This window comes from Vibrio sp., from assembly GCF_047973365.1.
Classification (GTDB): Bacteria; Pseudomonadota; Gammaproteobacteria; order Enterobacterales; family Vibrionaceae; genus Vibrio.
The window spans coordinates 47752-71149 of record NZ_JBKEBW010000131.1 but is presented as its reverse complement, the minus strand read 5'-3'; the positions used below and the strand labels follow the sequence as shown (position 1 = coordinate 71149).

Genomic DNA, 23398 nt, shown 5'->3' with positions numbered 1-23398 from the left:
CATATATCATCAAGAACATCTGCCAAATTAAAATTTAATTAACGTTCTCTTAATGCCTCTTTCGCTTTATTTAATGGTTTAATCAAATAATCAATCACCGTTTTACTTCCGGTTTTTATATCAACAACCGCGATCATACCGGGAAATATAGGGAAAGTTTCTTGTTGTTTATTCTTTAAATAATTCACGTTTGTTTTAACGAATACTTTATAAAAATGCTGCTCTTGCCTTACTTCATCCCTTATCGTACCAGGTGAAATCATAGTGACTGTACCTTCGAGACCACCATATATTGAATAGTCATAAGCGGTAATTTTGACAATCGCCTTTTGTCCTGGATGAATAAAAGCCACATCTCTAGGTGAAATTTTCACTTCAATAAGAATGTTGTCATCAATCGGAACTAAGCTCATCAATTGCCCTCCGGGAGGGATAACGCCGCCCATTGTTGTGACGTCGATTTCTTTGACAATCGCTTTCGACGGAGAATAAATGGTTAAGCGCGTTAAAGAATCGGCACGACCGCGAATAATTGAGCGTTGTGCAAAAATTTCTTCATTGGCTTTGGTTAACTCTTCTCGACCGTTAACATAATATTGGTTTACGACTTCATTTTTTTTATTTTCAAGTTCATTTTTTTGTCGCTTGAGCCTCAACACTTCGACATTACTTGCTGCGCCTCTTTTAACTAAAGGAATTGTCATCGCCAATTCTTCTTCGATTAAGCATACTCCTTGTTCTAAACCTTTAACTGTCTCATTCAGACTTTTCTTTCTGGACTGAAAAAGATAGCTCTCATGTTCAATCAGCTCTTGGTGATTGGCTATTTCCTCTGGGAACACTAACTCGGTGTGATTGACTTCCGCATTAAGACGCGCCACTTTTGCCATAGCAGCATTCAATCTCGATTGTGCTTCCTCAACGACAGATTCCGTCTTCGTTCTGTCAAGTTGTGCTAGCTCTTGTCCCCGCTCAACAATATCGCCTTCATGTACTCGGAGTTCACTCAAGATCCCGCCTTCAAGAGACTGAATAATTTGTTCTCGCGCGGATGGAATCACGGTACCTTGACCTGTGGTCACTTCATCTAACTTGTACGATGAAGCCCAAAAATAAAACGCGGTAAATAGCAACACGCTTCCCCAGATAACCCACCATGAAGAAGGGAGTCGCGCACTTTGTAAATCGTCGAGGTTGGATTGGTTCATAATGTTCACTGCGTATTGGTTGACGGTTGTGATGACTGAAGCTGTTGCAAAATGGTGTTTCTGGGACCATCTAGAACGATTTGCCCTTTGTCTAACACAATGATCCGATCAACCAATCCCAAAATAGAGAGACGATGAGTTGCCACTACCAACGTTTTATCAGTAACCCAACTTTCCATAGCGCTGATTAACCTTTGTTCAGATATTTCATCAAGCATCGACGTTGGCTCATCGAGTAATAATATTTTGTGGTCGCAAATAAAGTGGCGGGCGAGCAGCAGAGTTTGTCTTTCACCGCCGGATAAACCTATTCCCCCTTCATGAATGATATGATTCAAGCCCTCTTTTTGTTTTGCCACACACGACTCTGCACCACTGAGTCTCAATGCTCGTTGAATATCGGCATCAGATGCCATAGGACGTCCCATCACCACGTTGTCGCGTATTGAACCAAAAAAGAGATGGGCATACTGTTCAAGTAAACCGACATCACGCCGAACATCTAGCGGATCGATAAAACTTAATTCCAGTTTATCCAATAATACTGAACCAGATTGAGGCTTTAGCATTCCTGAGAGCACACGCAATAGCGTGCTTTTGCCAGAGCCGTTACGCCCCAAAATCGCTATTTTTTCCCCGGGGAAAATTTTCAGTGATGGAATAGTCAAGCTACTGTCTGAATTTTCTTCATCGTAACTAACAGAGATATTCTGCAGTTCAAAATCACCACGCACATGACTTAAATGGACCAAATGTTTACCTTCGGCTTGATCCAATGGCTTTTGCATCAAATCATTCAAACCTTTCAACGCCACTTTTGCCGATTGCCACCTTGAAAGAACACCCGTGACTTGCGCCAGTGGAGCCACCGTTCTTGAAGAGAGAATTGACGCGCCAACTAAGGTCCCGGTGGTAATGTCGCCATTAATGACTAAGTAAGCACCGCAGAGTAAAACAAAAACATAAACCATGGTTTGCAACTCTTGTGTCCAAACCACTAAGAAATTGGTAATGAGTCGTTGCTTCATTGATACCGATGCGGACACCGCACATGAGTGGTTCCATTGATTCTGAAAACGAGCTTCAGCACGCATTGATTTAATATCATCAATCCCCTGAACCGATTCAATCAGCGTCGCGTTTCTTATGGCCGACTCTCTCATCCCTTCGTTTGACAGCCTTGCCAAAGGAATTTGTGCGATAAGCCCTGGAATCACGATGAGTGGCACAGCGCACATCACAACCCATGCAAGAGGCCCGCCGATAAACCACAAAATAGAGACAAATAACAGGAAGAACGGCAGATCCGCCAAAGTCGAAAACGTGGTTGAGGTGATCAACTCTCTGACCGATTCCAACTCTCGAATTTGCGAAATAAAGGTTCCGGTCGATTTGGGACGGGCGTCATTTCGAATCCTTAGCGCTCGTGAAAAGACGTGATCAGAAACACGCAAATCTGCCCTTTTGCCAATTACATCTGAGATGTAAGCTCTTATCATCCGCATAGTGAATTCAAATAAGATCGCGATCATCACACCAGCAAACAGAACCCACAACGTAGACTCAGATTGTGCCGGTACAACGCGGTCATAAATCTGCATAGAAAAGACCATGCCCGATAAAGCAAGCACATTGGCAATAACCGAAGCGACCATAATGTCGATATATTTACGCCAATCCGCTAAAGCAATTTTCCAAAACCAATTTTTGTTATAGGGCTTAATATAAGCATCGACCCGCACATCTTTAATATTGTTACACGGTCGAATAACAATGCACGACGAAATATGTTGCTGAACAAAGGACTTTTCTAGCACACTTTCTAGCTGCCCATCTCCAGCAAAAATAACCGCGAAGTTACCCTCTGCATCCATTTTAGTCACAACCGCTACCTGACCATCATTGAAAGTCACAACTAAAGGAAGACGTGAAGGCGTGATACTTTTTAGTGCAGTTTTAGAATAATGAATCTCAAAGTCCATTTTGCTCGTTACATATTCTAACGTTATAAATGGCTTCGTATTCAATGTATTTTCTATAAGTAGTTCTACATTCTCTATAGAAAAACTCATACGGTAATGCGTCGCAAGACACTGCAACACATTGGTCCAATCTTTATAGTTATCTTTTGTTAGTTTCATCAGCAAAAATTATAATTAAACTATCATTCATAAAATAAACAACCAAACAATATGACAATGGCATAAGCTATTCACAGTATTTCCGCGAATAACTTATGCCTTATTTATCTTTCCTATCAATTAATTGTATTTATTAAATAACCAACTGATTATTTAATAATAATGATTCCAGATCCGTTTGAACACCATTCAGAGTCACTAAGGTAGACAATTCATAACTATTTCCCGAACCATCGCGGTCAATTTTAATTGAGGTACTAGTACCATCATGTTCTACCGAAAGAAAATCTTTTAGCGCCGACAAATCAATGTCACCGTTCGCGTACTCTTCAGCAAGGCGACTAAACTCGGTATTGGTTCGTAACAGTTCACTGATATCGATACGGTCAGCATCCATAGTCACCCCATAATTACCAACGGTAAATCCATTAATTAAGGTTTCGCTGTGACCGGCTAAACTGTCAGCACTGTTGAGCACATTAAACAATAACGAATCTTGCCCACCATTCCCCATCTCGATGATCTGTTGTTCAGCCGTGATATCAATCACATCACTTTCATCACTACCACGCAACAGTCCCTGACTGAAAGTCACCACAGATAATGAGCTCGCTCCGCTATTGTAAACGGTAATACCATCTTGAACCCATAGTGATGCTTCGGTGCTGTTGTTGTTCTCATAGACTTGGTAGATATCACCGCGCCATATTTGCTCACCAATCAAACTCCAGCCGGAATCGGTTAACTCTAGCGAATCGCTATCGCCACCATACACAACCAGTACATCGGTGGTATCAGAAGCACCTTGTACCGACTCCAAAGTTAAAGTCAGCTTGTTGGCATTATTGTCACCGAGATGAATCGCCTCGATACCCTGTACACGATCACTCACCGCAGCCAAATCGAGATCGGCAATCGAATCCCACAGCAAGGTATCAAACCCTATACCACCGGCAATACTCGTAAAATTAAGAGTATCAATCATTAGGTAATCGTTGCCGGCAAGACCATTTAACGTTACGCCGGAATATCCACGACCATCAAGAGTATTGACACCTTCAGAGCCCGCTAAGGTTGCATCATTAGACTCGGCTATGGTTACCGAAGCGGCAGAATAGATGGTGTCATCGCCTTCGCCACGAATAGTACCATCTGGATTAATGATGATGGTTTTAATATCGTTAGTGGTGACGCCATGGTAGTTACCACCATTGGTTTGATTGTTCCAGGACACCACATAGCCACCATCGAGTAACGCGGTTACGGAAGGTTGACTATCGACATTGGGACTATTCACCGACAACAGGGTTTCACCACCGACTTTGTTACCTGCGGCATCATAGGTTTGCGCATAGATTTCCGACTTATTGCTTGCCGTCGCTTTTGCCCAAGTAACAACATATCCGCCTTGTACCAGTCCGGTCGCGCTAAAGTTAACCGACATCTCATTATATGAAATGCCGTTAACACCATCTTGCGAGGTATTAACCCTGTTTTCAGTCGCATCCAACGCCACTAATGATTGTGTACTTTCATCCCACTTAAAGCGGCGCGAATACACATCAAATCCATCACCGGTACCATATGTGCCCGATGAACCGTGGTTGGATGCCCAAATCGCAACAAATGAACCATCGTGTAAGCGCACTAAATCAGCACCAATCTGCATCGCAGCCGTTTCGCTATTGGCAAGAGTCATAGCAACCGGTGTTGAGCTGCCGGTATTAGCATCATAAATTTTAAGATGCATATCCAAACCACCCGTCGCACCATTATTGCTGATAGTGCTGCCCGAAATGGATTGCTCACTCATATGCAATACGGCATATTTGCCATCACCCACCGCAACAGACGCCATCCCTTGCGTGCAGAAACCACTGTTTGACATGCCTGTTGGTCGACCAATATAGGTTGATGTCATGTAACACATCCCATTTGCTTGGTTCGAGCCGGAAGTTAGTGCGATAGGGTTGGCGTCAAGTGCAGTGCCATCGGCACTATAACGTTGTGAATACACATTGTAGCTTTCTACAGTACCACTAACGAAAACCAGAATGTAATCACCGTTATCCAATTCAACATAGCTCGGCGTTAGCTCATAGGTTTGATTGGACTGTACACTGTTGCGGCTAATCAACTCACCTGAAGCTGTATAATTAGCTAGATAAGGGGTGGTTGAGCCTTGTGAATAGAACACCGAAAACGAACTGTCAGCTTTCATATACACATCGTACAATGAAATGTATTGCAAATTGGTGCCATTCGTTTGCCCGGTATTGGTCGCAACCGTGATGGTACTGCCTGCAATCAGATTGCCTTGCGAATCATACTGTTCCGCCATTAAGTTATAAGTTGGAGTGTTACTGGTTGATGTCGACTGCGCCCAGAACACCCAATAGCTTTCACCATCAGGGTTAGCAACGACTTTCGCATTGCTATCATCATAGCGACTATCAGTATGGTTGGAAGCCAAAGAGTTAATGACCGGCTCAACAATAGTAAACTCGATCGGCTGCTCCATGCTTTGCCCACCGGAACCATCGGCAACGACGACTTCTGAAAACGCCGTGTATTTACCTGCGGAGAGCAACGTCTCCCCCCAATTAGCTGCGCTAATAGACCAGTTTCCGGTTGATAACTGCGTCATTTGTCCCAGTGAGCTATCAAATGTAGCCACGGTATCGCCCGCTGCATTTTTAATGGTAACCACGAGTTTTTCATTCTCTCCCGGATTACCACGAATCAATAGTTCAGGTTGCAGCTCTGCAAGATAATCAAAGCCTGGCGAGCGAACCACAGTGGTATCCCGTAACACCACTAGCTCATCACTGGTCGCATCAAGTTTCGCGTTACCGGCTAAATCCGCAATTCGCGCTTCAACTTCGTAGGCAATATCCACGGTGCCATTGGCATTAAGCGCATGGTTTGCCGGAATTTTTAATGACCAACTTGTTCCTGTCACTGTCAGTTCGTCATCAACACCATGAGTATAAAGCACGCCATTGACTAGCACTTGTAAACGGTTTCCTTCCGCCATACCTTGCACCGTACCGGTAATGGTTGGGGTCGCATCGGCTGTCGTCAGAGCATCAACGGTAACAGAGCCTTCGCTTGGTGCTACCGTATCCACTGTTAGGTTCAGTTCGTTACTCCATCCCCCTTCGTTACCCACAGCATCAGCAACCACCGCAGTATAATCGTACCTCCCATCGCTCAGTTCGTTATCAACTAAATAGCTCCAGGTTAAGTCGGCATTCACTGTCGCATCACCAATGTAATTACCGTTTTGATAAATACGCACCACTTCACCGGCTAACAGCTCCGAACTTAAACGACCTTGTAACTCTGGTGTGGTGTCATTGGTATGACTACCTGATAGATGCTCCCCTGTTTGGTAATCACCGTTATTGACATTATCAATATAGCTATCGATAGTCACCGTCTGTGCCGGTGGCGTGATATCTACCGTCAGGGTAAAGTCCGGCGAACTCGCGCTATGGTTACCCGCTTGATCGACCACAAAAACAGTAAAGGTGTGGTCGCCCTCGGTTAACGGTGTGGTTAATTGCAATGACCAACTGTTGCCATCGACAACTGCCGTACCAATGAACGCTCCGGTACTATCATAAATTCGTACGGTATCCGTCGCTGAGATAGCGCCAGAAAGTGAACCTTGCAGCAAGGGTAAAGTGTCATTGGTTTGGCTGTTATTGGCTAATGTCACTGCGGCATCATGAGTCGCACTGTCAATATTATCAACATAGCTATCTATGCTGGCAGTGATTGTTGGTGCAGTTAAATCAACGTTAATGACAAACTCTTGCGAATAACTGCCTTCGTTACCCACCAGATCAACCACCACGGCGGTTAAGTTATGCGCACCTTCCGCAAGATCCTCAACAAGGAAACTCCATTCCAGACCATCGACCGTAGCAACGCCTAATAATGTCGTACCATTGTAGATACGGATCACACCCGTTTCCCCCAATTGTGCACTGATTTCTTTATCCAGTGTGCCTTTCAGCAAAATAGATTGATCATCGGTGTAATCGCCGCTAGCAAATAAGCCAAGTTCACCACTTTGGTAAATGCCGACATTATCTTCATATCCGGAAATCGTGACAGTGTGCTCTGGATTTTCAGTATCCACAGTCACCGTTTTCGAAACCACTTTACCCGCATTCCCCGCAGCATCGACGACACGGAAATAGTAGGTATAGGACCCATCCAACAATGCGCTGCTATTAGTAATAGACCAATTACCATTGATTAATGTAACGTCACTCCATGTTACACCACCATCAAGGCTGACCTGGAAAATATCATTAGCCGCTAAGGTACCTGTGGTTGAGCCAGAGAGCGTAAACTGATTGTCCGAGGTTCGAAAATCACTGTTGATTTCCGACACGCCAGTGGTGGTATCTATTCCCGTATCATCAGTAATCGCCTCGACATTAATCACAGCCGTTGGCGCTGTCAGGTCGACCTCAAAATTCGCCTCCGTGGTATTGTTGTTACCTAATGCGCCATTAACGCTGGCCGTAATGGTATTTTGCCCTTCGGCTAATGCCTGCATATCGGTAGCCGAAACCGCGATACTCCACGTGCCATCGATACCAACTATCCCAGTATATGTTTGCCCATTAAGGGTTACCGTGACTTCCTGGCCGATCGCATCGCTTGTCCCGGTGATAGTCTGCATTAATTCATGTTCAGCACTATTCACGTAGTTATCTTGTGCAAAGATATCAATAGTCAAGGTTGGTGGGCTCACTTCCACAGAGACCGTGGTCGATTCACTATGAGAATTGCCGGCACTGTCGGTCACAGAGACTTGAATGCCATGCTCGCCTTGCATTAACCCAGACAAGTGATTAGACGGTACATCAATTGACCAGCTACCATCACTCTGAATCGTCGTTTCGTAATTGCGGTCATTAAAGGTAACAACGACTTTACTGCCAACCTCAGCATCAGAAGTACCGGAAATAGCGACGCCAGCTTTAGATTCAATGCTGTTAATGACGTTATCATCCGTCACACTGTTAATCGTGACGTTTGGCACAGTGGTATCCACCGTCACTTCCCGACTGGCACTAGTGCTGTTACCCGCTACATCTTCTATGCTGGCTTCAACCGTAATATTGCCATCAGCAATAGTCGCTAAGTCTTCTGCCGGTACGGTTACTTTCCACAGCCCGTTACTGTTCACACTCCCCGTATAAGATTGACCGTTAACAGTAATAGTGACCACTTGCCCCATTTGTGCATTACTGGTACCAGAAATGACCAGTTCTTTGCCCTGCTCAGTAGCATTAATGATGTCATCCGTGGCTATGGTGTTGATCGTCAACGTTGGCGCAACACTATCCACATCAAATTCATGGGTCGCGGAAGCGCCGTTGCCGTTTTGATTGGTAACATTGACCTGTAGATAACGGTTTCCATCTTCTAAACGTACAACTTCGGAAGACGGAACATTAACGCTCCAAGTGCCATCTTGTACGATTGCGGTGTACGTTCTGCCATTAAGAGTAATGGTAACCGTTTGACCATTCTCAACATTTCTCGTTGCACCAGAGATGGTAAGATCGGTTCCCTGCTCCATTGCATTGACGATGTTATCTGCTGTCACTGCATTCACACTGATGGCCACATCACTTAAATCCACTGTGATGGGGTGGGTAATACTCACCGCATTACCAGCTTCACTTTCGCCTATGACTTGAATATCAAGATGACCGTCAGCCCATAATGCAACATCCTCTGCGGATATCGGCGCTTGCCAGCTACCATCGGCAAGAATATTAGTGATGTAAGTTTGACCATTGATCAACACTGTGATGGTGCTGCCTTCGGCTAAACCATGGCTGCTACCGGTAATGATCAGTGCCTGTTCCGCTTCAATGCTGTTAATCACATCATCACCAGATACAACATTGACACGCACACTCGGCAAGTTCGCATCTATGGTAATGTCATGCTCATGGGAACCAGTGTTACCGTGCTCATTCGTCACCGATGCTTTGACCGTCAACTCACCATCACCGAGCGCTTTTAATACATCACTCGGGACATTAACACTCCAACTGAGATCGTCAGCGACCGTGGTGGTGAACGTTTGCCCGCCAAGGGTAATGGTCACCGTATCACCCGCTTTTGCATTGGCCACATGACCAGCAACCACCACGACCGATTCGATTTCACTTGCGTTAATGATGTCGTCATTGGCAATGGCATAAATAGTCACCACAGGCAGACTAGTATCCACAAGTAGGCTGCTTTCAACCAATGTGCTGTTACCAATATCATTGGTCGCAGTGACAGATACCGTATAGCTCACATCGCCAAGCGCCGCTAAATCAGATGGCTCAATCGTCACACTCCAAGAGCCATCATTTTCGACCGTCGCAGTATAATTTTTATTGTTTAAATTTACCGTAACAGTCGTTCCTGCGCTAAGCCCGTCGCTACCGCCACTGATGGTTAATGCCTCGCCTTTTTCAATCGAGTTTAACACATTATCAGTAGCGATGTCGTTGATAGTCATCGACGCTGATGCCGTATTAACCTCGATGTCTTTACTAACTGAAACTGAGTTCCCCGCATCATCAATTGCGCTAGCGATAATGGTAAATGTACCGTCTTCTAACTGAGACACGACCGAGGCAGGAACACCAATGCTCCAGTTACCAAACTCATCAACCGCACTGGTATAAGTTTGACCAGCAAAAGTCACTTTAATCAGTTTGCCTTCTTTGGCTCCAACCGCCGTACCGCGAATCACACCACCTTGGGTGGATTCTGCTGCGTTAATAACATCATCAAATGCCACCACATTGATCGTCAGCGTTGGCGATGTGGTATCAACAACAAATTCGTGTTGCGCCGAACTGCTGTTGCCAGCTTTATCCGTCACATCAGCAGAGATAGAGACTTCCCCATCATTAAGCAAGGCTAAATCTTCCGCAGGAACCGTCACACTCCATAGCCCATTATTGTCAACCAAGCCAGTGTAGACTTTATCGTTCAGCGTAATAGTGACCGTTTGCCCCGCTTCGGCGCTGCTGGTACCGTCAATAACCAGAGCGTTACCTTGCTCAACCGCGTTCAGCATATTGTCAACCGCGACATCATTGATCGTGAGTTGTGGTGTAACACTGTCAACGACAAATTCCTGCTCAGCAGAGCCGCTGTTGCCGTTTACATTGCTGACTGAAACCGTCACCTGGTTTTTGCCGTCTTGCAAAAGAGCCACTTTGTCGGCAGGGATATCCACTGTCCAGCTTCCATCTTCCGCTACCGTGGCAGTGTATTTATTGCCATTTAATGTGATGGTCACTGTCTGCCCAGCTTCAACATTCTGAGTCTCTCCAGACAACGTGAGAGCGTTACCTTTTTCCATCGCGTTGAGGATATTATCGTCAGAAATCGTACCAATGCTGACGGAAACCTCACTCAAATCCACCACAATGGGATGTGTGATCGTCACACCGTTGCCAGCACTACTTTCACCGCTCACCACAATGCTCACTTCACCCGCAGGCCAAGCACTCACATCTGCGCTAGAGATGCCAATTTGCCAGTCACCACCGGCAACCACAGTGCCGCTGTAATCTTTACCGTTAATCGTAACAGTAACGCTACTTCCGACCGGAATATCACTACTGCTACCGGTGATAACAAGCGCTTGTCCATGTTCGATACTATTGATGACATCATCACCAGAAACAGTATCAACCCGTAAACCCGGTAGGTTCACATCTATGGTAATGTCATGCTCAGCAGAGCCAGTATTGCCACGACCATTAGTTACGGTAGCATTAATGGTTAATTCGCCATTTCCTAACGCTGTGAGTACCTCAGTTGGAACATTAATATTCCAGCTTAAGTCACTTTGGACGCTTGCTGTATAAGTTTGACCACCAAGTGTCACGATAACTGTATCGTTAGCCGCTGCATTGGAAACCATACCGCTGATGGTTTGTCCCACCGCCACATCGCTGGCATTAAGAACATTATTACCAGCGACCGAATTAATCACGACCATTGGTAGGCTGGTATCAACCAGTAGGCTTGTTTGTGATGAGCTTGCATTACCAACATCATTGGTAGCACTTGCCGTCAATGTGTAACTGACATCGCCTAAATCTGCCAAATCAACAGGTTGGATCTCCAATGACCATGCACCACTGGCATCCGTGGTTGCCGTATAGCTTTTACCATTGAGCTCAACGGTAACCACAGTACCTTCACTTAATCCTTCACTTTCACCACTAATGGTCAACGCCTGACCTTTTTCAATCGCATTGAGAATATTATCTTCAGCAATATCATGGATAATCAAAGGGTGTTCCGCGGTTTCCACCGCAACGTCTTTGATTACAGTATGTGTATTACCCGCTTCACCCGTCACGGTTGCCGTAATCGTTAACGATTCACCCGATGCCGCAGACACAACCGATGATGGGATACCAACACTCCAATTCCCGTCAGCATCAGTAATAGTGATAAATTTCGTGCCATCAATATCAACTTCTACACGAGAGCCGGCTAGCACTCCGGTAACATTACCTGTCACGATAAGTGGCTGATTTTGTTCCTCAGCATTGATGACGTCATCCCCTGCAACGGTATTAATCGTGATCACAGGCGCGACGGTATCAACCGTAAGGTCGCGGTTAATTTCAACCGCGTTACCCGCTTTATCGGTCACTGTCGCCGTTACGATGAAATGACCATCAGCAAGTGCAGCTAAGTCGTCAGCAGAGACAGTAACACTCCAATTTTTATCCGCACCAACCGTAGCTGTGTATTCATGCTCATTTAGCGTCACGGTTACCGTCTGACCGACTTCCGCTGAGCTTGTACCATTAATGATGAGGTTATTGGCTTGTTCAATAGCATTTAAGATGTCATCGGCGGCTATAGTATTGATGGTTAAAGTCGGAGCAGAGCTATCCACTGAAAGTTCATGAGATGCTGATGCACCGTTACCATTGACGTTACTCACACTGACTTCAATATGGTGATGTCCGTCATTGAGCGCGGCGACATCATTAGCGGCAACGCTGACGCTCCAACTACCATCACTTTGTACTGAAGCGGTATGTTGTTTGCCACCCAAAATAATGGTTACGATTTGCCCCTCTTCTACATTGAGGGTGGTGCCTGATATGACTAACGTCTCGCCTTTTTCAAGCGCATTCAGAACATCATCACCTGCCACAGTGTCTACACTGATCGCAACTGGGCTCAGATCGACAGTAATAGGATGGTTGATACTGACCGGGTTTCCAGCACTGCTGACGCCTTCAACAACAACGTCTAACGCACCGTCAGACCACGCACTAACGACTTCAGCAGGAATACCGACAGACCAGTTACCGCCTTCTGATACCGTCGCAGCATACTGCTCACCATTAATCTTAATCGTGACGTTGCTACCGACCGTTAAACCGCTGCTGCTGCCGCTAATCACCAGTGCTTGCTGATGCTCAATCCCATTGATGACATCATCACCGGCTATGGTATCGACACGTAGCCCTGGAAGTTTGGCATCAATCGTCACGTCGAGATCTGCCGAGCCAATATTGCCTTGTTCATTCGCCACTGAAGCCGTTACGGTAAGGCTTCCATCCCCAAGAGCTTGCAGAACGTCAGAAGGAATATTCACACTCCAACTCAAATCTGCCTGTACCTCTGCGGTATAGCTATTGCCACCAATAACAACCGTGACGGTATCGCCTTGTTGTGCGTCGACAACCCGACCTTTAATGGTTTGCCCTGCATTCACTTCTGCAGCATTAATAATATTGTCACCCGCAATGGTGTTAATGATCACCGTGGGTAAAGTGGTATCCACCAGAAGCTCAACCGATGCATTCGCGATGTTACCCACATCGTCACTGGCTGTGGCGGTAAGGGTATAGTCGGTATCGACTAATGAAGCCAAGTCAGCAGGAGCGATCGCCAGTGTCCACAAACCATTCGCGTCAATCTCGGCGGTGTATGTTTGGCCATTTAGTGTGACCGTAACCACCGTTCCTTCTACCAATTCATCACTGCTACCACTCACAATAAGTGCTTCGCCTTTTTCGATAGCATTAAGCACATTATCCTGAGCCAAAGTATCAATCACGATGACCGATGGTTCGGTATCAATGGTTATTGACGACGTTGCACTGCCTGAATTTCCTGCACTGTCAATCACAGTGACTTCAACCGTTAATTCACCATCGGGTGCTGTTGATAGCGTCGAAGAAGGAACACCGACAGACCAGTTTCCGGACTCGTCGACAATAGTGGTCACTTGAAGATTATTGATGGTTACAGTAACACGAGTACCTTCAGCGACCCCCGTTGCCGTGCCGCTGATAAACTGTGCCTGTCTAACTTCTGATGCATTAAGAACATTGTCACCGGCAATCGTGTTAATGGTAACTACTGGCGCGGTGGTATCGACTGTGATATCCCGATCCACGGAGGTCTCATTACCGGATTGATCAGCAACCGTTGCACTAACAGTAACAGTGCCATCGGTTAACGAATCAAGGTCAGCCGCAGGAACAGCAAGTGTCCATTTACCCGTATTGTCAACGTTGGCAGTATACTCGTTGCCATTCAATACCACAGTCACGGTTTGCCCAGCATCCGCATTACAACTACCACTGATGATCAGATCTGCGCCCTGCTCTTGGGCATTTAAAACATCATCGCTTGAAATGGTATTGATCACTAATGTCGGTGCTAAGGTATCTACTTCAAATTCATGCGTAGCAGAAGTGCTGTTACCATTAACGTTGCTGACACTCACCTGGACGGAATGATCGCCATCCTTGAGCATTGCTACTTGTTCAGCCGGAATATTCACACTCCAGCGTCCATCACCATCCACCTCAGCTGTATAACGTTGTCCAGCTAAAATAATGGTGACCACTTGGCCCGCTTCTACGTTGCTCGTCATTCCCGACAACGGCAGTTCCTGACCTTTCTCCAAAGCATTGATGACATTATCATCAGTGATGGGATCAATGCTTATCGCTAACGCATCCAAGTCAACAGTGACAGGATAAATAATACTCACAGCAGTATCCGCACCGCTTAGCCCATCGACAGTAATATCTACACAGCCCTCAGGCCATTCACTTACATCTGCAGCGGATATACCGGTTTGCCAACGACCATTGGCAAGTATTGTCGCTGCGTAATCTTTTCCATTTACATGAATAGTGATACTGCTGCCTGCTTCCAGGTGGGTGCTGGTACCGCTAATGACCAGATCATGACCAGTTTCAATACTGTTAAGGACATCATCACCGGCAATCGTATCAACACGTAGTCCAGGTAATTTGGCATCCACGACCATGTCATGATCAACACTGCCAGTATTACCCCGCTCATTGGTGACCGAAGCATTGATGGTTATTTCACCATCACCTAATGCAGTAAAAACATCTGACGATAAATCTAAACTCCAAGTTAGATCGTCTTGTACCGTTGCGGTATAACGTACACCACCAAGTAAAATAACAACGGTATCACCTGTTTTAGCATTACTCACACTACCTGTGATTGTTTGCCCTGTTACAATCTCAGCAGCGTTAACAATATCGTTACTTGCAATGGTATCAATCACGACCGTCGGTAAACTTGTGTCAACTGTTAGGCTTGCTTGCTCTTCAGTGATATTGCCGGCCTCATTGGTAGCACTAACGGAGACCAGATAACTGCTATTACCAAGTAGCGCTAAATCTGCAGGAGAGACGTCCACGCTCCAGGAGCCATCACTTGCAATTGTCGCTTCATAATCTCTATGATTAAGCGTCACTGTGACGATAGTGCCTGCTGCAAATCCACCGCTACTGCCGCTGATTGACAAGGTTTCACCTTTTTCAATTGCATTTAGAATATTGTCCTCAGCAATAGTATTTATCTCTAACAATGACGCATCAGTATCAATGAGCACCTCTTGCACGTCTTTGCCGACGTTGCCTGCAACATCCACAACAGTAACTTCGATATTAAATTTGCCATTGACCGTGGTGATTGAAGCAATAGAAGAGAGAGCAACGCTCCACTGGCCTGAAGCATCGACAAGAGCGGTATATTGAGCATCACCAATTTTGACCAGCACTTTTGTTCCTGCAGGAACACCCGTTGCCGTACCACTAACAATTTGCACCTGATTAAGTTCTAATGCGTTAAGTATGTTATCGCCAGTCACAGGGTCAATCGTCACTTCAGGTTTAAGTGTATCGACGGTCAGATCATAAGAACCAACAATTTCGTTACCGGCTTTATCTTGTCCTGTTACCGTGACGGTATATTCACCATCTGACATAAGCTGAGAATCGTTAGTTGGAACTAATGTGCTCCATGAACCATCGCTACTAACTGTCGCAATATAGGTATTGCCATTACATACAACGGTCAATTCTGTGCCTACTTGCAGACCTTCCGTTTGCCCTGAAAGCGTGATCCCTTCCAATAATTCTGAATAATTAATCGTGCTATCGGCGCTGATAATATCAACACTGATACTTGCCACTTCTGGTGCAATGGTAAAAGAGATTTCTCCAGCATGAGCCACGTCATTACCATTAATCTGCAAAATAGACCATGTATGAGTGTCATACTCTTGTGCTGATAAGGTCACACTCCAGGTGCCATCGCTGCCCACGATCACACTTGCGATAGTGTTGCCATTGGCATCCTTAACCTGAATCGTTGCACCTGGGTGACCAGTACCAGAAAACTGAGGTGTTGTATCATGAGTAACCGCACCATGGGTGATCCCCCAAGTTTGCTCAGCACTATCATCCAGTACGACAAAAGTGGGGTTAGAAACGGTTTCTATCTGTGGTGCAGCTACTTCGACCGATTCTGATTTGCCATCGTTTAGCATGTATCCACCAATACCTGCAAATAACCCGGCGGTGATACCAAAGGCATAGTCTAAGAAACTGCTATCATCAAAAAATGGCGCAATGCTTTCGATATTTGACTGGTGAGCAACAAGTTCGACAGGCGTTAAGTCATGACTGGATATATTAACGCTATCAAATTCAACATGAGTTAACTCGCCTTGTGATTCAAATACCAACTCAGAACTGCTATCCGAATCGGCAAAATAATTACGAAGTTTAACTATGGTTCCATCTTGAAAATAAATGATAAGTTCATTACCTTGTCTGACATATTTAGCAACATCAGCGGTCGTCCCTCTCATCTGGATAACACTCGGCTCGGAGATAAATATCGCCATATTGGTCAATTTATCGCTCGTATGAATAACTGAGTCATTTGTTTTTCTTGATACAACGTTAATAATTTTTTTCACAATATATCCTGAATTTATAATTTTTTAATACCACAGGCTAATCAAGTTAGCCGTGCTTAATAACGTTTAATAATTCACCACGAATGGAAAGATAATTAATCGCGGCCATCAAGCCATCAAAATGGGCGTTAACTTCAGCCTGAATAGCTTGAACCAAATCTTGCTCTGCTGTTAAAAGATCATTCAAACTTCTCTTTCCCAACAGATACTCATCTTGATAAATATCCTTTGCTTTTTTTGCAGTACTGTTCTGTATAGCACTTTCATTTTTAAGTCGTTTTGCGCTCTCAAATTCTCTTAACGCAATTTTTGAAGATTGAATAATATCCAGCTTAGCTTGTTGTAAATTCTGCTTAGCGATGGAAACTCTGGCACTCGCTTGTTTAGCCTGAGCGGTCAATACACCACCTTGATATATGGGATAATTTAAATTTACATATATCTGTTTATCCCAATCTGAAGAGCTAGTGTCATCTTTTTTATTAATATCCAATGTCATATCAATGGTCGGCAATTTGGCACTTTGGGCGGCCTTTAAATCATTTTGTGCCACATTAAGATTTGCTTCAGCAATTAACATTTCAGGCAAAGTGGAGAGTTGAATTGATTGTAAAGATGAAATATCGAATTTTTCATGCTGAAATGCTTGGTATCTATTAGCTGCTACTCCAGATAAGACAGAAATTTTTGTAATCCAAACATCATGATTTGCTTGATAGCCAATAAGAATAGTTTCCATGGAGGATATTCTTGATTTTATCTGCAATACATCTGACTGCGTAGTGACCCCGGCATTAACACGCAACGATGCCATAGAATGAAGTTTCTCTAAGTTTCTTATGTTTTCACCCATGGCTAAAATGAGTTGTTCAAAACGTTTTATTTCCAGATAATAAAGAGCCGTTTGTAAAACAATATTTTTAGATATAATTCGTTTCTGATATTGATTAACGACTAAGTTATGAGAAGCAGCATCAATTTGATACCCCGTCTTGCCAAAATCATACAATAGCTGATTAACTTGCAAGCCATAATCAGTATTGTTGTTACTGCCAAGCAAAGATCTTCCTGTATTGACTGACACTTTTGGCAGCCATCCGCCTTTTGCTTCATCAAGCATCGCCTCAGCCATTTCTGTCTGTAACGAACCCTCAATCACCGATGGGCTTTCAGCAAGAGAAAAATGAACCAATTCTTCAAGTGATATTTCATCAACCATAGGAAAGTACCCATCAGAACTCCACGCTGCCGTCAAATCCGACGCTTGATTAGCCAATGCAGGAGTTGCTGAAAAATATAAAATGCCTATTAAAGAGCAAAAAATTAGTTGGCTCTCTTTTTTGATTCTCTTGATCAGACTTAAATACAAGAATAAAATTTTCATTAACTTCTTTAAAACACTACAATTAATCAATTTATGACAAAATAAAAAACACTCAAACTATATTAATATAATGTCAACGTGTATCCTTGTAGGGCTTTTCTCAAACCATCAACAGAATATATTTCATTTAAAAAACATCTCACATGACTAATCTCTCACTAACAGGGCAATTATATATATCAATCAACTGATGAACAATTAGCACGCAAATACAACAATCCCCTCCCATGCCAACACGCCAACTTGTGATAAAAAATAAAACGATGAATTTTGCCTCTGTACCCAGTAAAATTCCGCGCTGATATCTAGGTTCTGTTGACCTAACAAGAGGTTTTGGCATTATGAAGCACTCCGATCACTGTTTTACCCCTTTTCAGACGGACATCTCTGAATTCACATTACCGGAGCGTTTTACTTATCCGTTTTGCTATCAACCACATCCATTAAGTGAGATCGCAGCTCAAGAACTCCAACAGCATATTGAGACTCAAACTGACTGGTTGCATCCTTTCGGCTTAACGGAGCTTGAGCCTGATTCTCATGGCAAAATGTTTGGCGTGTTAGTGGTGCAGAATTTCCGAGGTGAATTAGGCTATCTGTCTGCGTTTTCTGGCCTGCTCGCTGAAAAACTGCAACAGCCTCGTTTCGTTCCACCGATATTTGATCGTTTTGCGGACGAAACCTTTTTCCGCGTCGAAGCAAATGAGATTGCCGAGATCAATCGTCAAGTTCGCGAACTAAACGCTTCCCTGCGACCAACAGAACTAACTCATGCCATCCAAACCTGCCAAAAACAAGCTGAGCAGCAAATAGAAGCTCATCGTCAGTTGATGATTGCAGGACGTAAGAATCGCAAATTCCTGCGTCAAACACCTCCCGCCAACTTATCTGCAAATGAAGTAGCTGCGTTGTTTGAACAACTTGCTCAACAGAGCGTGACCGAGAAAAATCAACGAAAGTATCTCAAACAAAAGTGGCACAACGAGTTAGCGCTGCTTCAAGCAGAACTTGAACAACATCAAAATCAGTTGGATAAACTCAAAGAAAAGCGTAAGCAACTTTCCGCGGCTTTACAGAAAAAGCTGTTCTCGCAATACCAGTTTTTAAATCCGCAGGGTGAGGAGAAATCGCTGGTCGATGTCTTTGAAAACACAGCAAATCCTATTCCACCAGCCGGTTCTGGCGAATGTGCGGCCCCTAAATTGTTGCAATACGCTTTTGCACACCAACTAAAGCCGATTGCATTGGCGGAATTTTGGTGGGGACGTTCACCAAAATCTGAAATCCGTCAGCACAAAAAGTATTACCCAGCATGTAATAATAAATGCCAACCAATATTGGGTCACATGCTTGAGGGTATAGAACTGGATGACAATCCGTTGCTTGAAAATCCCGCTGACGGTAAAGAAATAGAGGTCCTCTATCAAGATGAAGCGATTGTCGTCGTCAACAAACCCGCTGAGTTTTTGTCTGTACCCGGTGTGAACATCAAAGATTCGGTTCTGACACGCTTAGAGGCAATGTTTATCGACGTGGAAGGCCCTTTTGTTCTGCATCGGTTGGATATGTCAACATCCGGAATACTGGTGTTTGCACTCACTCGCCGCGCGAACAAGAGTTTGCAAAAACAGTTTATTACTCGTGGCGTTGAGAAGCGCTACGTAGCACTATTGAGCGGCGAACTGATGGCTGATTCAGGTGAAATCACGCTTCCTCTGCGTGGTGATTTAGATGACCGACCTCGCCAAATGGTTTGCCACCAACACGGTAAACACGCAGAAACTTTCTGGCAGAAAATCAGCACTGAAAATGGACAAAGCCGAGTCTACCTCTATCCAAAAACAGGGCGAACCCATCAACTTCGTGTCCATTGTGCCCACACAGATGGATTAAACATGGCGATTGTTGGAGATGACTTATACGGAAGCAAAAATACCCGTCTTCATCTGCATGCTGAGAGTCTAAGCTTTGATCATCCCTACACAAAACAGCGTATGCACTTCCAAGTCGATGCTGATTTTTAATCCATTCAATACAATAGCTGCTACCGATATAAAGCAAATGAATATACCCAAACTACTTGAAGTTGCAGGTAGGCGGCAAGTGAGTGAATCCCCATGAACATAGATAACTATGCGATTGGGGTGAACGAACGCAGCCCCATATCAAAACATAAAGCGCTGCAGCTTCAAATAGGAAGGGTATAGTTAAGCCACTTCCGGCATAACATTGGTGGTATTCTCGTTTGGATCGTCTTCTTTCTGCACCGGTGGTACCTGACCTTCCTGAACCGCCTCTTGATAACAACCGCTGAGCTTAATCGCTAAATAGAGATCAGCACGAAGCACGACACCACCATCACCAACAGACACTCCGGTTAAATCACACCACTTACGCATACTACGTTTTCGTCCTGCGATGACTAAACGAATGCCTCGTTTTTTCAGAATCGTCTGAACATCGCCCAACATCGCCATCACACTGAGATCCAAATGGGTAAAACTGGAGACCGCATCGACCACCACACACACAACGTCACTGCCACCCGCTTCTGAAAGCTCTAATAAACGGCGCTTAAAGTACGGCGCGTTAAAGTATGTAAGTGGAGAGTTAAAACGATAAATGATCAAACCCGGAATCGCTGTCGCTTTGCCTGAAGGATCAATCGAACGTACCGTACCTTTTTTATCTAAGCCTAAGACTTGGTCCCTTGGGCGCATAACCACACGCAAAAATTGGAATAGACCCAATAGTACCGCTAATGTGATGCCCGGAATAACACCGATAACGAGCACCGACACCAAAGTGATTGAAGCAAGATAAAATGCATCTTTGTTACGTGTTTTTAGCTGCCAAACCCCTTTTAGATCAAGCAGAGAAGTTGAAGCAATAATCAACACCACACCCAATGCCGCGATAGGTATGTACTGCAAAGGTTGATAGGCAAATATCGCTATTGCGCCGATACACAGCGCTGCAATCACTGAAACCAGTTGTGATTTTCCGCCGTTTGCATCATTGACCGCCGTACGAGAATCTGCGCCACTAATAGCAAAACCTTGTGAAAATGCAGAGGCGAGATTAGCTAAGCCTAATGCCTGAAATTCTTTGTCTGCATCGATATCATAGCCGTTTTTCGCGGCAAAACTACGGGCAGTCAACATCATACTCACAAAGCTTACTACCGCTAAGTTAAGCGCAGGAACCACAAGTTCACGGGAAACACCAATATCAAATGTCGGGGTCTGAAAGGCTGGCAACCCACCTTGAATAACGCCCACCACTTGAACACCGACAGTATCTAGCTTCATCAGCCAAACCATCACACCAGTAATGAAAATCGCAAACATGGCTGCTGGCCATTGAGGTCGAAAGCGCTTGGAAGCCAAATACACAACCACAGTTGTGGTACTGATCATCAAAGTTTGCCAATGAAGACTCATCAACAGTGAAGGCGTTTCGTACAATCGTTCCAATAGGTAACGCTGCTCGAATTTTAAACCGAATATCTTCGCAAACTGACCGACAATAATGGTCAATGCCACACCATTTAACAACCCTAGCAAGATCGGTCTTGATAGGAAATCAGCCAGAACACCTAGCTTGAAACGGCTGGCTAAAATACACCAAATGCCAGTCATCGCCGTCATGGTCATGACTAGCTGCCAATGCTTAGTCGCGTCACCTGCGGCTAAAGGCGTAACCACCGCAGCAATAACCGCACAAGTTGCGGCATCAGGACCAATGATCAACTGACGAGAAGTGCCAAATAGAGCATACACCAACATAGGAAGCACACAGGAATATAACCCGACAATCGCTGAGACTCCCGTTAACTGCGCATAAGCAATAGCAACGGGCAGCGCTACTGCAACAACCGACAGAGCTGCGCGCAAGTCATCTTTAAACCAAGTTCGGTCATAGTGTTTAAACTGATTGAGACCAGGCATCCATTGAGCAATTGACGCGATTTTCACCTACGGTGTTCCTTACTTCACATGAGAAAGTGATGTAATAAGCATAACCTAACTTGTTCAAACACTTCATATAAACATTGAAATAAAACTGCAATAAATCATCTCTAATACGTTACTGAGATAAAGATAGGCAGACTCTTGCAAGCTGGTAAAAAAAATCTCACTTAAAAATAAGAATATGGGAAAATAACGCGCTTTCACACACCAGCTCAAAGTTATAATAATGAGATCCAAGGCTGCTATTTAGATGCTCGAATGAGCGTGCAAAAGCGCTTGAGGTTTTTATTGTCTAACTTGGAAAATTGCGTTAATAATGAGTTCAGTAGGATATATCCACCAAGGAGATGTCAGGTTATGTGGAAAAAGCTATTAAGTTTACTTTTAGGTGGCGCAATGGCGTTGCCAGCAGGTTCAGCTTTGGCATCACAGCGAGCAGACGCAGCTTGGGAACTGATTGAAAGTGGCGCACTGGTTGTTGATGTGAGAACCCCGGAAGAATTCGCTCAAGGACACCTTGATAACGCGATTAATGTTCCATTAGATACGGTAGAAACGGGCTTTGCGCACATCGCTAAAGACAGCTCAATTGTCGTTTACTGCCGCAGTGGCAATCGTTCAAGCATGGCAATGCAATCGCTCGTTCAGCAAGGCTTCATCAATATCCACAACGGTGGTGGCTTATCAGAAATGCAGCAAGCACAACTGAACCAAGCACCGCTGAACTGATTGTATTTCTAGCAAGTCGAATCACAGCATTGCTCCATAAGCCTATCAATACCTTATGGAGCAATGGCAGTGCATGAATCTGTGACCATGAATATATTTTATATAACTGAGAGTGTTGTTAAAAATATCAGCAAATTCAATAAATTGATTGATAGGTAATACAGTTTCCCATCTCTGTATTGAGTAACATATTTGCCGTTATCAAAATATAATATCGTTCTAGAAAAATTTCTGATCAGTGAATGGGTGTCGATAAGCAAACCCTCCGAGCCATGGATGTCTCGGCGGAGCCCCATAGAAGGACATTCTTATAAAAAATAAGGGCGTGTTTGCGTTCGATAGCCATTTACTGTTCCACCGATGTCCAATCTGATCATATTTTTATTTAGAACGGTATAACAACGCTGATTTCTCTAACTATTAAGACATTTCAATTTGAGAGGTGTGAGCAAGCACTAACTTAGGTGTCCCCATTTCCGCCTCAATATTAAGACAACCATTTGTTATCGACTTACTTTTCCTACTCTAACTTACTTCTCAGAAGTACTGTTTAATTGAAAAATTGACACATATGGAAAATGAGATATATGATATTTCGTATGTTTTACAGTGCTGAATAG

At 44.4% G+C, this 23398-nt stretch carries 7 protein-coding genes; 2 read left to right on the top strand and 5 right to left on the bottom strand.

What is annotated here, in order from left to right; all coding sequences use genetic code 11:
• Positions 1 to 38 precede the first annotated feature (38 nt).
• The 4 genes from ACK5MF_RS16430 to ACK5MF_RS16415 all read right to left on the bottom strand — a co-directional run bounded on the left by ACK5MF_RS16430 (position 39) and on the right by ACK5MF_RS16415 (position 18075).
• Positions 39 to 1208 carry an HlyD family efflux transporter periplasmic adaptor subunit gene (locus ACK5MF_RS16430; protein ID WP_416923649.1) on the bottom strand — a complete coding sequence of 390 codons (1170 nt, stop codon included), beginning with the start codon at positions 1206 to 1208 and terminating at the stop codon, positions 39 to 41.
• 5 nt (positions 1209 to 1213) lie between these two features.
• Positions 1214 to 3349, bottom strand: a complete 2136-nt coding sequence (locus tag ACK5MF_RS16425; protein WP_416923648.1) for a type I secretion system permease/ATPase — start codon at positions 3347 to 3349, stop codon at positions 1214 to 1216.
• A 133-nt stretch (positions 3350 to 3482) separates the two neighbouring features.
• Positions 3483 to 16691, bottom strand: a complete 13209-nt coding sequence (locus ACK5MF_RS16420; RefSeq protein WP_416923647.1) for an Ig-like domain-containing protein — start codon at positions 16689 to 16691, stop codon at positions 3483 to 3485.
• Positions 16692 to 16737: 46 nt separating this feature from the next.
• Complete coding sequence (locus tag ACK5MF_RS16415) at positions 16738 to 18075, bottom strand: TolC family protein (RefSeq protein ID WP_416923646.1); 1338 nt, start codon at positions 18073 to 18075, stop codon at positions 16738 to 16740.
• A gap of 341 nt (positions 18076 to 18416) precedes the next feature.
• On the opposite strand from ACK5MF_RS16415, the gene ACK5MF_RS16410 reads away from it, so the two are divergent.
• A complete protein-coding gene (locus ACK5MF_RS16410) occupies positions 18417 to 20099 on the top strand; it encodes a pseudouridine synthase (RefSeq protein WP_416923645.1) in 1683 nt (560 codons plus the stop codon).
• Between the two features lie 183 nt (positions 20100 to 20282).
• Here the strand turns inward: ACK5MF_RS16410 and ACK5MF_RS16405 are convergent, their stop codons facing one another.
• Positions 20283 to 22025: a SulP family inorganic anion transporter gene (locus tag ACK5MF_RS16405; RefSeq protein WP_416923656.1), complete on the bottom strand. Its 1743-nt coding sequence runs from the start codon at positions 22023 to 22025 to the stop codon at positions 20283 to 20285.
• 381 nt (positions 22026 to 22406) lie between these two features.
• Here ACK5MF_RS16405 and ACK5MF_RS16400 point away from each other — a divergent pair, with 381 nt between their 5' ends.
• Complete coding sequence (locus tag ACK5MF_RS16400; RefSeq protein ID WP_416923644.1) at positions 22407 to 22778, top strand: rhodanese-like domain-containing protein; 372 nt, start codon at positions 22407 to 22409, stop codon at positions 22776 to 22778.
• The last annotated feature ends 620 nt before the right edge of the window (positions 22779 to 23398 follow it).

Bases quoted from the DNA above. Each gene is read 5' to 3' on its own strand.
- ACK5MF_RS16430 (WP_416923649.1), bottom strand. From the start codon at position 1,208: ATGAACCAATCCAACCTCGACGATTTACAAAGTGCGCGACTCCCTTCT.
- ACK5MF_RS16425 (WP_416923648.1), bottom strand. From the start codon at position 3,349: ATGAAACTAACAAAAGATAACTATAAAGATTGGACCAATGTGTTGCAG.
- ACK5MF_RS16415 (WP_416923646.1), bottom strand. From the start codon at position 18,075: ATGAAAATTTTATTCTTGTATTTAAGTCTGATCAAGAGAATCAAAAAA.
- ACK5MF_RS16410 (WP_416923645.1), top strand. From the start codon at position 18,417: ATGAAGCACTCCGATCACTGTTTTACCCCTTTTCAGACGGACATCTCT.
- ACK5MF_RS16405 (WP_416923656.1), bottom strand. From the start codon at position 22,025: ATGCCTGGTCTCAATCAGTTTAAACACTATGACCGAACTTGGTTTAAA.
- ACK5MF_RS16400 (WP_416923644.1), top strand. From the start codon at position 22,407: ATGTGGAAAAAGCTATTAAGTTTACTTTTAGGTGGCGCAATGGCGTTG.